This window comes from Paenibacillus oenotherae (assembly GCF_019443105.1).
GTDB classification, from domain to species: domain Bacteria; phylum Bacillota; class Bacilli; order Paenibacillales; family Paenibacillaceae; genus Paenibacillus_Z; species Paenibacillus_Z oenotherae.
Genome location: NZ_JAHZIJ010000004.1, coordinates 234,800 through 249,791 on the forward strand (window position 1 = coordinate 234,800; position 14,992 = coordinate 249,791).

A 14,992-nucleotide genomic window follows, 5' to 3' on the forward strand; every position below is an offset into this window, starting at 1 on the left:
GGTTTACGCTTTAACAGCTGCAGCTTTTCTCCGAATTCGGGTCAATCAGTGTCGGGTAGTCATTATCGAAGCAGGCCAGGCACATGCCGCGGTTGAACGCGCCGTCATTGCCGCCGACCGCATCGATAAGTCCCTCATGACTTAGAAAATATAGCGAATCCGCATTAATTGCCTGCCTGATTTCCTCCACCGTCTTCGAAGAAGCGATCAGCTCCTTGCGGTCCGGCGTGTCGATGCCATAGTAGCAAGGGTTGGCGAATGGCGGCGATGTAATCCGCACATGCACTTCCGTTGCGCCAGCCTCGCGAAGCATGTTCACGATCCGCAGACTTGTGGTGCCGCGAACGATGGAATCATCGATCATGACGACACGCTTGCCCTCGACCACTTTGCGGACTGCGGACAGCTTCATCTTGACACCCTTCTCGCGAAGCTCCTGGGAAGGCTGGATGAACGTCCGGCCCGTATACTTGTTCTTGATCAGCCCAAGCTCGTACGGGATGCCTGTTTGCTCCGCATAGCCGATTGCGGCCGAGATGCTCGAGTCCGGCACGCCTGTAACGACATCCGCGTCAATAAAGGCTTCCAGCGCCAGCTTTTGACCCATTCTTTTACGCGAGGAATGCAGATTAATGCCATTAATATCACTATCAGGACGGGCAAAATAGATATACTCCATCGCGCATGTCGCGCGGCGCTCGATTGGCGCATAACGATCCTCGAACAGTCCGTCACGATCAAGAATCAGCAGCTCGCCGGGCTGGACATCACGCTCATAGACGGCACCGCAAGTTTCCAGCGCACAAGTCTCGGAGGCAAATACATAGCCGCTCCCCAGCTTGCCCATGACGAGCGGGCGAAGCCCATGCGGATCAGACGCGACAAGCAGCTTGTCGTTGGTCATAATCAAGAAAGCGAAGCCGCCGATAATGCGCTGCAAAGCTTCCTTCGCCGCACTGACGAAGTCCTTGCTGGAGCGGGCAATCAGATGGGCAATAACCTCGGTATCGCTCGTCGTCTGGAAGATCGATCCCTGCATCTCCAGCTCACGGCGAATCGATGGCGCATTCACAATATTGCCGTTCGTAGCAACAGCGAGATCGCCGTCGCGGTATTTGAACACTAGCGGCTGCGCGTTGGCAAGCTTGCTCTCGCCCGCTGTCGAATAACGAACGTGGCCGATGACACGATCACCGGGAAGACCGTCAAGACGCTCCTGATCGAACACTTCCTTCACGAGCCCCATGCCCCGGTGGTAGTTAAAGCTGCCATCCTTGGAGTCCACGGAGCACATGCCGGAGCTCTCTTCCCCGCGATGCTGCAGCGCATGCAGGCCATAATAACCAAGCGACGAGGCATGCGGGATGCCGAACACCCCGAATACACCGCACTCTTCACGCAATTTATCAAAAATGTCGTCCCGGCCAATGCCCTCATTGTAATGAGAGCCAGTCCACAGCTTATGCTTCAGCTGCTTCACTTCATCAGACATGGAATCGCATCCTTCCAGACCTTCTCCAGTTGTTCTACCGGTGCGCTAACGCCCGGCTTGCCATTGATGTTGATGGTCAGTCCGTCTCCGCCTACAACGCCGATCTGCGCATTCGGTACGCCCTGCTCGTTCAGGTGAGCGATCAGCTTGTCCGCTTGCTCAGGTTTAACCGAGAGCAGAATACGCGATTGCGATTCGCTGAACAGCGCCGCATCCGCACGAAGCGATGTCGCAACATTAACTTCGGCGCCCAGCTTGCCGCTGATGCACGATTCCGCCAATGCCACTGCAAGACCGCCCTCGGACAGGTCATGCGCCGAAGCAACCAGACCTTGCTGGATAGCAGCAAGCACGGTGTTCAGCAGCTTCTTCTCCACTGCCAGATCGATCACTGGCGGACGGCCTTCAGACTTGCCTTGCAGCACATATTGAAGCTCGCTGCCGCCGAATTCATGCTTCGTTTCCCCAAGCAGGACGATAATATCTCCCGCAGCCTTGAAGCCTTGTGTCGTAATATGATCCACATCATGCACGAGACCGACCATACCGATAACCGGCGTCGGGTAGATAGCACCCTTCGCGTTCTCGTTGTACAGACTGACATTGCCGCCGATAACCGGCGTGTCCAGCACGCGGCAAGCCTCGGACATGCCGTCAGCCGATTTCTCCAGCTGCCAGAACACTTCCGGCTTCTCCGGATTGCCGAAGTTCAGGTTATCCGTAATCGCCAGCGGCTCAGCGCCGGAGCAGACAATGTTACGGGCAGCTTCTGCAACAGCAATACGTCCGCCTACTTCTGGATCAAGGTAAACATAACGGCCGTTGCAGTCAGTCGTCATCGCAAGCGCCTTGCGCGTGCCATGAATCGTTACGACCGCCGCATCCGAGCCCGGTTGAACGGCTGTGCTTGTGCGAACCATGTAGTCATATTGACTATATACCCATTCCTTGCTCGCTACTGTTGGCGAAGCAAGAACTTGCTTCAATGCATCCGTCAGATCGCCAACTTCCGCGTAAGCAGTCGTGTCGATCGCGCCGTTCTCCGCATAGTAAGCAGGCTCCTTGGACGGCTTGTCATACACCGGACATTCGTCAACGAGCGCAGTAACCGGCATATCAGCCACCTGCTCGCCTTTGTGGAACAGACGCAGACGTCCGTCGTCCGTAACTTTACCAACCTTGGCGCAGATGATGCCCCAACGGTCGAAAATTTCTTTCGCCTGCGCTTCATGCTGCGGCTCGACAACGAAGAGCATGCGCTCCTGCGACTCCGACAGCATCATTTCGTACGGCGTCATGTCCGTTTCACGCTGAGGCACTTCATCCAGGTACAGCTCAAGGCCATTGCCTGCTTTGGATGCCATCTCCGCGCTGGAGCAAGTCAGACCCGCTGCTCCCATATCTTGAATACCGAGCACGATGCCGGAATCGATCAGCTCAAGTGTCGCTTCCATAACGAGCTTCTCCATGAACGGATCGCCGACTTGTACCGCGGTACGCTTCTCTTCTGATTCTTCGGACAGCTCAACTGATGCGAACGTCGCACCGTGGATACCGTCGCGGCCTGTTGCTGGACCAACGTAAAATACCGGGTTGCCTACCCCTTTAGCGACACCGCGCTGAATTTTATCATGGTCGATCAAGCCGACGCACATCGCATTTACGAGCGGATTGCCCTCATAGCTCTCATCGAACATAACCTCGCCCGCAACGGTTGGGATACCGATACAGTTGCCATAGCCAGCGATTCCGCTAACCACATGCTCGAACAAATATTTGACGCGTTCATTTTCCAGACGTCCGAAACGAAGGCTGTTGAGCAGCGCTACCGGACGAGCACCCATGGAGAAAATATCGCGAATAATGCCGCCCACGCCTGTCGCCGCACCTTGGAAAGGCTCAACCGCCGACGGATGGTTATGCGATTCGATCTTGAATACGACGGCTTGATTGTCGCCGATATCGACGATGCCCGCGCCTTCGCCCGGTCCCATCAGAACACGAGGGCCAGTGATCGGGAACTTCTTCAGAATTGGCTTGGAGTTTTTGTACGAGCAATGCTCCGACCACATAACGCTGAATACACCGATCTCCGTATAATTAGGCAGGCGACCGAGAAATCCGCAAATAAGCTCGAATTCATAGTCGCTTACACCGAATTGCTGATAAATTTTCTGATCCGCGATTTGTTCTGCTGTCGGCTCCTTAGCCGTTAACTGCTGCGCCATTCTTTTCCCTCCATGCATTCAAAATCGAGGTAAACATCCGTTTGCCGTCTTCCGAGCCAAGAATCTGGCTAATTGCGCGCTCAGGATGCGGCATCATGCCAACCACATTGCCCGCTTTGTTGCTAATACCTGCAATATCTTCAATCGATCCGTTCGGGTTCGCGCCCGCTTTGTAACGGAATACGATCTGACCGTTCGCTTTAAGCTCTGCCAAAGTCGCTTCATCACAGTAGTAGTTGCCTTCGCCATGCGCGATCGGAATATCGATGATTTCGCCCGGCGCATATTGATTGGTGAACGCTGTGCCGTTGTTGACAACTTCAAGCAGTGTGCTGTGGCAGCGGAATTTCAGTCCTTCGTTACGGCGCAGAGCGCCAGGGAGAAGGCCCGCTTCCGTAAGAATTTGAAATCCGTTGCAAATACCGAGGATGTACTTGCCTTGCGCTGCTGCTTTGACCACTTCGCTCATAACAGGAGCAAAACGCGCGATTGCGCCGCAGCGCAGGTAGTCCCCATAGGAGAAGCCGCCCGGCACCAGAATAGCGTCATAAGCGGAAAGATCAGTTGCCGTGTGCCAGACATAATCAACCGGCTGCCCAACCGTTTCTTCAACCGCTTTGTAGCAATCAATATCACAGTTGGAGCCTGGAAATACGATTACCGCGAACTTCATCGCTTATCCCTCCAACTCGAAACGGTAATCTTCAATAACCGTGTTGGCGAGCAGCTTCTCGCACATCGCCTTCAGGTTGTTTTCCGCCTCAGCACGATCCGTCGTATCAAGCTCAAGCTCCAAATATTTGCCGATGCGCACCTTGCCTACTTCCTCGAAGCCCATCGTGTGCAGCGCGCCTTGAACAGCGCTTCCTTGCGGGTCAAGCACGTTTTGTTTGATCGTCACGTAAACCGTTGCTTTCATTGGGGGTGTCGCCTCCTGAAAATGTTTTGGATAGGGTGCGAGGCATATTTGCTTGCCCCGCGGGTGAATCAGCCTTGCTTTATAGAGACGAGCCGGTCAAGCGCTCGAAGATGTTCAGATAGCGGCGGGTTGTTTCCTCGACTACCTCAGCAGGCAATGGGTCGGGCTTGCTGTTCTTGTCCCAGTCAGAACCGGCAAGATAGGTGCGAACCGGTTCCTTGTCCATGCTGTCGATCTCGATATCGTAGGCATAGTTCTCCTTGGCCCAGAAGCGTGAGGAATCCGGTGTGAAAATCTCGTCGATCAGAATAACCTTGCCGTCGATAAGTCCAAATTCAAACTTGCAATCCGCCAGAATAATGCCCCGCTCCTCGCAGTAAGCACGGGCAAACTCATAGAGCTTGATGCTGCGCTCGCGCAGCTCCTCGGCAAGCCCGGCGCCGATCATTTCGGCCATGCGCTCGAACGGAATATCCTCATCATGCCCGACATCATTCTTGGCGGCAGGCGTGAACAGAGGCGCATCGAACCGTTCGTTCTTGCGCATTCCGGCGCGCAGCTCAATGCCGTTAATCGCCGACGTTCCCTCGTATTGTCTCCAGCCGCCGCCCGTGATATAGCCGCGCACCACACACTCGATGTCGATCCGCTCTGCTTTCTTGGTTACCATGATCCGGTTCTTCAGCAGCTCCGGCTCAGTAATGATATCCCCCAGCTTCGCAACATCGGTATGAATAACATGATTCGGCTGTATATCCGCTGTCTGCTCGAACCAGAATGCCGACAACCGGTTCAGCACATTCCCCTTCTCCGGCACAGCCGGGTCCAGTACATAGTCGAACGCGCTGATCCGGTCGGTCACCACGATCAGATAGTGCTCGCCCAGATCGTACAGCTCCCTCACCTTTCCTTTGTAAATCAGCGGTGCCTTGACATAATCAACGGCGGAGGATAAAGCAATTGCGGCCATTATTAAATGCTCCCTTCCCTGCTGCGGCTGCAGCCATGAAGCTTGTTATCTCAGTCAATTGCAGTCAAACAACCAGTCTATTAGATCAGTTCAAGACGTTTGAAGATCGTGTCCACATGCTTGAGATGCCAGGATGGATTGAAGCAGTCCTCAATCTCCTCAGCGGACAGCACGCTTGTAATTTCCGGCGTAGCTTCAATGATCTCGCGGAATTGGCGCTGCTCCTCCCAAGCCTGCATCGCACGCGGCTGAACCGTGTCATATGCTTGCTCGCGGGCAAAACCTTTATCGATCAGCTTCGTCAGGACGCGGCCGGAGAACGGCACGCCGAACGTGCGCTGCATGTTGCGTTTCATATTCTCAGGGAATACCTGAAGGTTCTTGATAATGTTGCCGAGACGATTCAGCATGTAGTTCAGCAGCATCGTCGCATCCGGTAAAATAATCCGTTCAACGGACGAGTGGCTAATATCGCGCTCATGCCACAGCGGTACGTTCTCGTAAGCTGTAATCATATGTCCGCGAATAACGCGGGACAGGCCGGAGATGTTCTCGCAGCCGATCGGGTTGCGTTTGTGCGGCATTGCCGACGAGCCCTTCTGGCCTTTGGCAAAAGGCTCCTCCACTTCGCGGAACTCGCTCTTCTGCAGGGCGCGAATCTCGGTTGCGAACTTGTCAAGCGACGAAGCGACAAGCGCCAGTGTCGCCATATATTCCGCATGGCGGTCGCGCTGCAGCGTTTGCGTCGAGATCGGAGCAGGCGTAATGCCGAGCTTGCGGCAGGTGAACTCCTCTACGAAAGGATCGATGTTCGCGTACGTGCCGACCGCGCCGGAGATTTTGCCGAATTGAACGCCACTCGCCGCATGCTTGAAGCGCTCCAGATTCCGTTTCATCTCCTCATACCAGAGAGCCAGCTTGAGACCGAACGTCGTCGGCTCCGCATGAACGCCATGCGTACGGCCCATCATCGCTGTATCCTTGTAAGCAACCGCTTGGCCGCGAAGAATCTCGATGAAATTGACGATGTCCTGCTCCAGAATGCTGTTCGCCTGGCGAAGCAGGTAGCCCATCGCCGTATCGACGACATCCGTCGAGGTCAGGCCGTAGTGCACCCATTTGCGCTCTGGTCCAACCGTCTCGGAGACTGCGCGGGTAAAGGCGATAACGTCATGGCGCGTCTCCAGCTCGATCTCATTAATCCGGTCGATATTGAAGCTTGCATTGCTGCGAAGCGCCTCAACGTCCGCGCGCGGTATAACTCCCAGCTCCACCCATGCCTCGCATGCGCAAAGCTCGACTTCAAGCCACGCCTTGAATTTATTCTCTTCCGTCCAAATCGCTCTCATTTCCGGTCTGCTATAACGTTCTAACATGCGTCTTATACCCTCCAAATGTTCGTTTCGGCGATCCAGGCCAGCGCTGCGTCCACATCGGCCGCCAGCACGTTCACATGCCCCATCTTCCGTTTATGCTTTGCTTCATGCTTCCCATATAAATGCACCTTCGGCGCTACGCCAAGACGCTCAGCCGTCTCATCCACTGCCGCCATTCGCTCCAGCAGCGGCTCCATATGCTCGCCCAGCACATTCACCATCACAACAGGCGTCAGCAGCGACGTATCGCCCAGCGGCAAACCGCATACCGCTCTGACATGCTGCTCGAACTGCGAGGTGCGGCAAGCCTCCATCGTATAGTGACCGCTATTGTGCGGACGGGGCGCCAGCTCGTTGACGAACAATTCGCCGTCCGCTGTCAGGAACAGCTCGACTGCGATCAGGCCGACTACTCCGAGCCCTTCCGCAATACGTGCGGCAAGACGCTCCGCCTCCCGCTGAATGCGATCCTCCACCCTTGCCGGAACAATCGACAGATGCAGGATGTTGTCCACATGTATATTTTCCGCTGCCGGGAAGGTCCGGATTTCTCCTTGCGGGCTTCTTGCGGCAATAACGGATAATTCTTTGTCAAATCGTATAAACTTCTCTAGCACAAGCTGAGTCTGCGCCCTATCCAATGTGTCGAACGCTTCGTCGATCTCCGATTCGCTGCGGATGACCCATTGGCCCTTGCCGTCATATCCGCCTGTAGCTGTCTTGAGCACACAGGGCACGCCGAATTTCGCGACTGCCGCCCTGAGCTCGTCCTTGCTGGCAACCTCGCTGTACGGCGCAACCCGCACACCCGCCGCCTCAATGGCCCGCTTCTCGCGGAGCCGGTGCTGCGTCGTATAGAGCAGCTCGCTGCCCTGCGGCACGTAGGACTGCTCCATCAGCATAGCGGCAACACCAGCGTCCACATTCTCGAACTCATAGGTGATGACATCTGCTCTGTCCGCAAGCTCCCTTGCTGCTTCCCGGTCGTCGTACCCGGCAATAATCTGCTCCGCAACTTGTCCGCACGGCGCATCGGGCGTGGGATCAAGCGCGATGAAGCGGTAGCCCAGCGCGCTGCCCGCATTCGCGATCATCCGCCCCAGCTGTCCGCCTCCAAGTATGCCTACGGTCGCGCCGGGCAGAATGACCTTGGCTGCCGCCGCTGCTCCCGCTCCAAGCTTGTCCGCTTCACTCATAGCGTCTCACTGCTTTCCAGCACTTCCTGCTGAATGCGGTCGCGCCGCGCCTGCACGCGCGCTTGAATGTCCGCATCAAACGCTCCGATGATCTGGGCTGCCAGAAGCCCCGCATTCGTGCCCCCTGCATTGCCAATCGCAACAGTAGCTACAGGAATTCCTCCCGGCATCTGCACGATGGAGAGAAGCGAATCAAGCCCGCTCAAGCTCGAGGACTTGACGGGCACGCCAATAACCGGCAGAATCGTCTTCGCAGCGACCATGCCGGGCAGATGAGCGGCTCCTCCAGCTCCCGCAATAATAACCTTCAACCCGCGGGATGCGGCGGATTCCGCATATTGAAACATCAGATCCGGCGTGCGATGCGCCGAAACAACCTTCTTCTCATAAGGAATTTGCAGTTCATCCAGAACGTCGCAGGCCAACTTCATCGTCTCCCAATCTGACTTGCTGCCCATGATGACGCCCACTTCCACTGACATGCATCAAACCCACTTTCTATATAGAGAATGTAAAAATTCATAAAAAACAGAAAAAGCCCGGCAGCACCCTTCTAAATCGGAAGACTGCCGCTGGACACGAACGATAGGGGAACAATATCACCTAAAGACAGGCGAAGGTTGCCCCGGTCCGGGACAACCTGATTTCCCTATTCATGCTCGTAGTCCGAAAATTAATGGTTTTCGGGTAGATACTTTCGGGCCGTATTCCCGAATTTATACGAGAAAAACCTCATTAGTCAATAAGCGACTTTACCTCTCTCAGTTTACTCAATTGAGCCCGTCAATGTCAACTTAAATACGAACGTTTTGTTCTCATGTCATATTAAAGTTCGCTTTTGCAAGCAGTTTCATCCTCCGCAAACCGTTATAAAGCACTCATTCCTGACGGTCCGCTGTTCTTCTGCCATGAAGCTCCTGCATATTCTAAACCAATATGAACTTTAGCTTGCGCCCATCTTCCCGTTTCCATTCGGGGAGACAGACCCTTGTGCGTACTCCAGCAAGCGTTAGAGACTCTCAATTTATGAAAAGGAGGAATCCAATGCCCTTTCCGAGCAACAGTCAGTTTGTCCCTGTGCTGCTGCAAGGTGCGCCGGTATCGGATCCGGTCAAGGATGTATCCCCGGATGAGACCGATATTGTCGGCAGCAGCCAGTATCCTGCCGTCTATTATGCTTACGACGGTACGAATGTATATTTTCGCATCCGCCTGAATGCCGATCCGCGAGCCCAATCTGCCTTCAAGAACTTCATCTGGGGCGTGCTGTTCGATACGGACAACAACCCCTCTGCCTATGAATGGGCACTTATCGTCAACGGCAAGCGCAGCCAGATCAACCTGATTCAGAACCCGAACCCCGGCACGAACAGCTTCAGCGGCGGCAGCTCCAAGAACGACGATCTCGAAGATTCGCAGATAGCGGTCAGCCGCCCGATCGTCAACTATGATCTCGCACGGGCCAAGCCGACGGAGGATGGCTCCAGCTTCGGCGGCGATGCCGATTATTTTATCGATTTCTTCATCGACAAGACAACCCTCTTCTCCCAGCTGAAAATTACAGATCAGACAGCGCTTCGCTTTACCTTCTTCACCTCGGCCAACAGCAATAAGTTCAATAAAGATACAATCGGGAGCGGCACGCTGTTCAGTACGGCCTTCTCAGATCCGCTTACGATTGCCGCCGGAGACATACGCGCCAAATTAACCGTCACCCAGACAGCAGCCAGCGGAACTGCAAGCATAACAACGGGTCAGCCCGTTATTGTGAGCGGCACCATTACCGTCTCCAATACCGGCCTCAGCGGCGCCTCGACGATCTTCGTCAATGCCCCGTTCTTGTTCGACAAGCTCATTACATTCCTTGTGACGCAGAAGTCCGCCGGCACCACTGTATTCTCGGCTACAACCAATACGCTGACATGGAATATTGGCAATCTCGGCGCCGGAGCATCCGCGACCCTTGCCTATACGACCCAGGGCATATTCAATACAGCAGGAGTCCGCACGCTGGATACCAAAACATTGACAGGCACAGATCTGTTCACCGGCGGACAGCTGGCGGCTGTAACCAATACCGCAACAGTCACCGTAACTGCGACCGGCTGCATCAATGGAACCGTGCTGGACAAAGCCACGGGCCTCCCCCTTACCGGTGTGACGGCTCAGCTTGTCAGCCTCCCGGCCAATACCGCTGCCGGATCGGCTGTCACAGGTGATGGCGGGGTCTTCTCCTTCCCTAATCTGCCCGCTGGCTCCTATCAGGTAACGCTCTCCCTCGCCGGATACCAGAATCAAACGGCTGCAGCCGCAGTTACCGGCACTGCTGCTGCAACCATCCAAACCTTCCTCCAGCCATTGCCTGCAACGGTACAAGGAACGGTTACGAATGCGGATACGAGCGCTCCCGTTGCGAATGCGGCTATCAATGTAACCAATTGGGTTGGCGTTCCTATTGCCCAGACCACCACAAATGCCACAGGCCAATATACGCTGACCGGGCTACTTGCGGGGTATTACCGGGTCAGCGCATCAGCCGCCAACCTTCAGCACATGGATGTGCCCGTCACGCTTGGCGCCGCCGAGACCAGGACGCTGAACTTCGCGCTGAAGAGCAACCCAGGAGCGGTTGCCGGCACGATTACAAGCACGGGAGGCGCACCGCTGGCGAATGTGCTGGTGGAAGCGCTGGACAATCGCAACAACGTGCTCGCCACCGCTCTAACCGATGCGCTCGGCTCATATCGGATCGATACACTGGCCCCGGCAACCAATGACCGGCTGCGCATTACCGATGCCGGCTTTATAACCCAGGTTATCGGGTTCCAGATCGTTGCAGGAGGGACGACAATCGTCAATGCGGCCCTCTCGCCCAACTCTGGCGGTCTTACAGGCGCCGTTACTGACATCGATACTGGAGCTTCGCTGCCTGGCACCAGCATTCGGGTATTTAATTCCGAAGGCTTGACCGTTCAGACTGCCGTGGCAGACGCCGCAGGGGGCTATACCGTTACATCGCTCAGCCCGGGCAGCTACTCGCTCGTCTTCGCTGAGGAAGGCTATGCCTCCCGTACTGTAGGCGCAACCGTTACCGCCGGCACTGTATCGAATGTCTCTATTGCGCTTGCCCGCTTGGCCGGGGCTGTCTCGGGCATTGTGACCGATCTCGGCGGCACCCCGCTGCCTGATACGGTTATTCGTATGTTCTCCAACAATATTATTGTCGGGCGCGTCAATACGAAGGAGGACGGCTCCTATATCATACCGAATCTCTCTCCCGGCACTTACATTCTGTCCGCCCGAACGGATGGGTTCGGCGGCGAAACGCTCGGCGTCATCATCGAGCCTTCCCAGACGACTCCCGTCAATATCCGTCTGACGCCCAACCCCGGCTCGATTACAGGCATCGTCAGAGACGGCTCAGGAAATCCCATTGCCGGGGCTCTTGTTGCCATCCAGAACAATGTTGATGGCGGACCGGTCATTCTAACTCGGGTTATCTCAACCGTCGACGGAACCTATATCGTGAATAATTTGCAGCCCGGCAATTATATCGCTGCCGTATCCGCAGACGGCTACCAGAATCAGTTCGCAGCAGTCCAGGTAAGCTCGGACGGGATCGCCAGACATGATTTCTCCCTTGCGCCCAGTCCCGGCATCATTCAAGGAACTGTTACAGAGGCTGGCGGCACGCACGTGTTCGGAGCTGCCGTGGAGATCCGTGTAACGAATGCCAACGGCATAACGGTGTTCTCCCTGTTCACCGATCCGAACGGCCGCTTCGAAGTTGATAATTTGGCCCCCGGCACCTACACCATTCTTGCTTCTTCAAGCAACTTCCAGACCGCCGCGGCAACAACAATGGTTAGAGCTGCAGCAAGCTCCACCCTGTCCCTGGTACTGCTGCCCGATCCTGGCGCCATTCAGGGCCGCGTGACTGACAGCATAACCGGAGCAGGCATTATTGGCGCTGCGATTAACATCCTCGACCAGAATACATTTCTCACCGGGTCAACTATAACCGACAGCAGCGGCAATTTCCGTGTCTCCGGTCTGTCTCCGGGCAATTATTCCGTTATTGCCCAAGCAAGCAATTACCAGAGCAATACTTTCGGGGGCATTGTAAATTCCAATTCCATCACCCCCGTTGATTTTGCGCTGCAGCCCAATCCAGGCACGATTAATGGTGTCGTCCAGCCTGCGGTAGCCGGAGCAGTCATCCAGCTGTTCAATAACAATAATGTGCAAATTGCCTCGACGATTTCAGCCGCGAATGGCGCCTTCCAGTTCATCAGCATACAGGAGGGATCCTATTTCCTGACCGCAGTAGCGCAAGGCTACTCATCGGATATTGCCGGCGCAGCTGTATTGCCCGGACAAATTATTAATACGGCGATCCATCTTGTCGCAGGTCCGGGGAGCGTCTCCGGTAGAGTTACAGATCCGGCAGGCAGCCCAATTCCGCCTGCAGTCGTCAAAATCATCAATGGCAACGAGTCTATACGCGGCATAGGGCAATCCTCCGCAGACGGAACTTATTTCATTGATAACTTGCCGGCCGGAACACTCTCCGTCATCGGTTCTGCCCCGAATTTCAGCAATGCAATCCGGGGCGCTGCGCTAGCTCCCGGAGAGCAGGTAACGGGTCTTGATCTTATTCTCATTCCTGATCCGGGAGCGGTTAGCGGGCAAATAACGAACAGCGTTACAGGGCAGCCGATTGGCGGCGCGGATGTGGAGATAAGGATCTTGAACGCATCAGGAATTTCCATCGCCTCCGTATCCACCAGTCCATTCGGAAACTTCCTGTTCACCGGTCTTCAGCCTGGTACCTACACCATAATCGCAAGAGCCGATGGCTTCGCATCAAATACGGTTGGAGCGGTCGTCATCAGCAATGAAACCGTCAGCGCCAGTATTGCGCTCCTTCCTGCATTCGGACAATTAGCCGGACGAATTACAGATTCCAAAGGAATGAGCATTACAGCCAACAACACGGAGATCAAGCTCTACACTATAGACGGGGCTTTGCTGGAAACCCAATTCTCCGACTCGGACGGCAACTTCCTTATCTCCAATCTCACACCGGGCGAATATATTCTCACTGTCGTCTCGCCTGGCTACACCTCGCTTTCCACCGGTGTAACCATTGCCAACGGGCTTACAACGCCAGTCCATGCTGTGCTGACCCTTCAGCCTGCCGTCATTACAGGCACAGTGAGAAATGCTCTGTCGGGTAATCCGATTTCAGGAGCGCTTATTAACAGCTATGATATTTACGGCATTCCGCTGGAGACGACTTCCTCCGATGAGCGCGGCAGCTTTATTTTGCCGGGTCTTCCTTCCGGCAATTTGACCTTATCCGCCTCGGCTCCGGCCTTTGGAACCGATACGCAGGCAGCAGTAACGCGGCCCGGACTAACCGTCAGCGCCAGCTTCACCTTATCGCCGAATCCCGGCCGGTTGGTTGGATTCCTTAGCGATTTCATTGACGGCGCCAATCTGGCGGGCGGCTCCATTCGCATCTATGATGCGGTTACAGGCATACTTGCCGCATCCATTGTTAGCGGTACGGGCGGCAGCTACTTGTACAGCAATCTGGCTCCAGGCGCTTATACGGCTATCGCCAGCGCGAACGGCTATGCCAACCAGATCGGCGGGTTCGATATCGTCTCTGACCAGACTACCCGCTACAGCTTCGCGCTCGACCGGCTGCCCGGCCGTATTAACGGCATCGTCATTAACAGCGCAACCGAAGCTCCGCTCGGGGGAGTCAGCCTTGCGCTCAGGCCTTTCAACAACTTCGGACCAGTGCTCGAGACTATGCTGAGCGATAATAGAGGCTCATTCGATCTTGGCGAGGTGCCAGCAGCGAATTATGTCCTCACCGCTTCCTTGCAAGGATTCGTATCCGAACAAACCTCCGCAGCAGTAACACCGGGACAGCAGTCATTCGTTATCATCAGGCTGCAGCAGGCCACAACCTCCATTGGCGGCATAGTGACAGATAAGGCCAGCGGCGCACCTCTTCCCGACTCGCTTGTCATTATCGTTGATGACAATGGTGTTATAGGCGGCAATGGCGTCACCGATAATAAAGGGGAATACACAATCCCAAGCGCGCCAGGAACGAACCAGACTGCTGTCGTATCCAATGAGAGCAAGCAGATTAATACCGAGTTTGTTTCCGTCCATGCGGGCCAGCAGCCTCAGGCAAATGTCAAATTAGACGGCGCTCCCTCCACAATAACCGGCGTAATATTGGATAACCAGACCGCTCAGCCCATTCCCGGGGCAATCGTCAGCGCACTGGAGAGCGTCAATAACACTCCGCTGCAAACCGCCGTCACCGACGGAGAAGGCCGTTTCCGGATCGATGGACTCGGGCCTGCGAGCTACACCCTGACAGCTTCATCTCCGCTGTACGGCTCTAGCGCCCGAGGCGTCCATATCGCCTCCGGCAGCTCTGCTGCTGAAGCGGGCTTGCAGCTTAACGTTCATTTCGGCACACTGCGCGGAACGATCCGCGACACAGCCGGGCAGCCCCTGTTCAAGGCGTTGGCTGAGATTGTAACGCCGGAGCAGCTTTTGATCCGCGAAATCATTAGCAACGCACAGGGGCAGTATGTGCTGACGAATCTATCCGCAGAAATAATAAGTGCGAGGTTCTCCTTCCCCGGCAAGCAAACAGCCGTACGGACACCGGCGATTCCCAGCGGTGGAACGACCATCCTTGATGTCGTCCTGCTGGATGAGGATGAGGAGTAGACAAAAAAAAGACAGCGCCGGTCCAGCGCTGTCTTCTTCGCTA

At 55.4% G+C, this 14,992-nt stretch carries 9 protein-coding genes and 1 riboswitch; of the genes, 1 reads left to right on the forward strand and 8 read right to left on the reverse strand.

Annotated elements, in window-relative coordinates:
* Window positions 1–10 precede the first annotated feature (10 nt).
* The 8 genes from purF to purE all read right to left on the reverse strand — a co-directional run bounded on the left by purF (window position 11) and on the right by purE (window position 8,663).
* Window positions 11–1,492, reverse strand: coding sequence for an amidophosphoribosyltransferase (gene purF / locus K0T92_RS08895; RefSeq protein WP_219872087.1), 1,482 nt, complete (start codon window positions 1,490–1,492; stop codon window positions 11–13).
* Window positions 1,477–3,720: a phosphoribosylformylglycinamidine synthase subunit PurL gene (gene purL / locus K0T92_RS08900; protein WP_219872088.1), complete on the reverse strand. Its 2,244-nt coding sequence runs from the start codon at window positions 3,718–3,720 to the stop codon at window positions 1,477–1,479. The genes purF and purL overlap by 16 nt, the downstream gene beginning before the upstream one ends.
* Window positions 3,698–4,393, reverse strand: coding sequence for a phosphoribosylformylglycinamidine synthase subunit PurQ (purQ, locus tag K0T92_RS08905; protein ID WP_219872089.1), 696 nt, complete (start codon window positions 4,391–4,393; stop codon window positions 3,698–3,700). Before purQ ends, purL begins: the two co-directional genes overlap by 23 nt.
* Before the next feature lie 3 nt (window positions 4,394–4,396).
* Window positions 4,397–4,639, reverse strand: a complete 243-nt coding sequence (purS, locus tag K0T92_RS08910) for a phosphoribosylformylglycinamidine synthase subunit PurS (RefSeq protein ID WP_219872090.1) — start codon at window positions 4,637–4,639, stop codon at window positions 4,397–4,399.
* A 79-nt stretch (window positions 4,640–4,718) separates the two neighbouring features.
* Window positions 4,719–5,609, reverse strand: coding sequence for a phosphoribosylaminoimidazolesuccinocarboxamide synthase (locus K0T92_RS08915; protein WP_219872091.1), 891 nt, complete (start codon window positions 5,607–5,609; stop codon window positions 4,719–4,721).
* Between the two features lie 80 nt (window positions 5,610–5,689).
* Entirely contained in the window at window positions 5,690–6,985 is a 1,296-nt protein-coding gene (gene purB, locus K0T92_RS08920) for an adenylosuccinate lyase (protein WP_219872092.1), read from the reverse strand.
* Window positions 6,986–6,990: 5 nt separating this feature from the next.
* The gene (purK, locus tag K0T92_RS08925) at window positions 6,991–8,181 is read right to left on the reverse strand and encodes a 5-(carboxyamino)imidazole ribonucleotide synthase (protein WP_219872093.1); all 1,191 of its coding nucleotides are present in this window, start codon (window positions 8,179–8,181) and stop codon (window positions 6,991–6,993) included.
* A complete protein-coding gene (purE, locus tag K0T92_RS08930; RefSeq protein ID WP_219872094.1) occupies window positions 8,178–8,663 on the reverse strand; it encodes a 5-(carboxyamino)imidazole ribonucleotide mutase in 486 nt (161 codons plus the stop codon). Before purE ends, purK begins: the two co-directional genes overlap by 4 nt.
* Window positions 8,664–8,823: 160 nt before the next feature.
* Window positions 8,824–8,925, reverse strand: a riboswitch (purine riboswitch).
* Between the two features lie 300 nt (window positions 8,926–9,225).
* On the opposite strand from purE, the gene K0T92_RS08935 reads away from it, so the two are divergent.
* Window positions 9,226–14,949: a carboxypeptidase regulatory-like domain-containing protein gene (locus K0T92_RS08935; RefSeq protein WP_219872095.1), complete on the forward strand. Its 5,724-nt coding sequence runs from the start codon at window positions 9,226–9,228 to the stop codon at window positions 14,947–14,949.
* Window positions 14,950–14,992: the final 43 nt, after the last annotated feature.

Coding starts and splice junctions, on each gene's coding strand:
- purL (WP_219872088.1), bottom strand. CDS start 3,720: ATGGCGCAGCAGTTAACGGCTAAGGAGCCGACAGCAGAACAAATCGCG.
- purF (WP_219872087.1), bottom strand. CDS start 1,492: ATGTCTGATGAAGTGAAGCAGCTGAAGCATAAGCTGTGGACTGGCTCT.
- purE (WP_219872094.1), bottom strand. CDS start 8,663: ATGTCAGTGGAAGTGGGCGTCATCATGGGCAGCAAGTCAGATTGGGAG.
- purQ (WP_219872089.1), bottom strand. CDS start 4,393: ATGAAGTTCGCGGTAATCGTATTTCCAGGCTCCAACTGTGATATTGAT.
- purB (WP_219872092.1), bottom strand. CDS start 6,985: ATGTTAGAACGTTATAGCAGACCGGAAATGAGAGCGATTTGGACGGAA.
- purK (WP_219872093.1), bottom strand. CDS start 8,181: ATGAGTGAAGCGGACAAGCTTGGAGCGGGAGCAGCGGCGGCAGCCAAG.
- K0T92_RS08935 (WP_219872095.1), top strand. CDS start 9,226: ATGCCCTTTCCGAGCAACAGTCAGTTTGTCCCTGTGCTGCTGCAAGGT.
- K0T92_RS08915 (WP_219872091.1), bottom strand. CDS start 5,609: ATGGCCGCAATTGCTTTATCCTCCGCCGTTGATTATGTCAAGGCACCG.
- purS (WP_219872090.1), bottom strand. CDS start 4,639: ATGAAAGCAACGGTTTACGTGACGATCAAACAAAACGTGCTTGACCCG.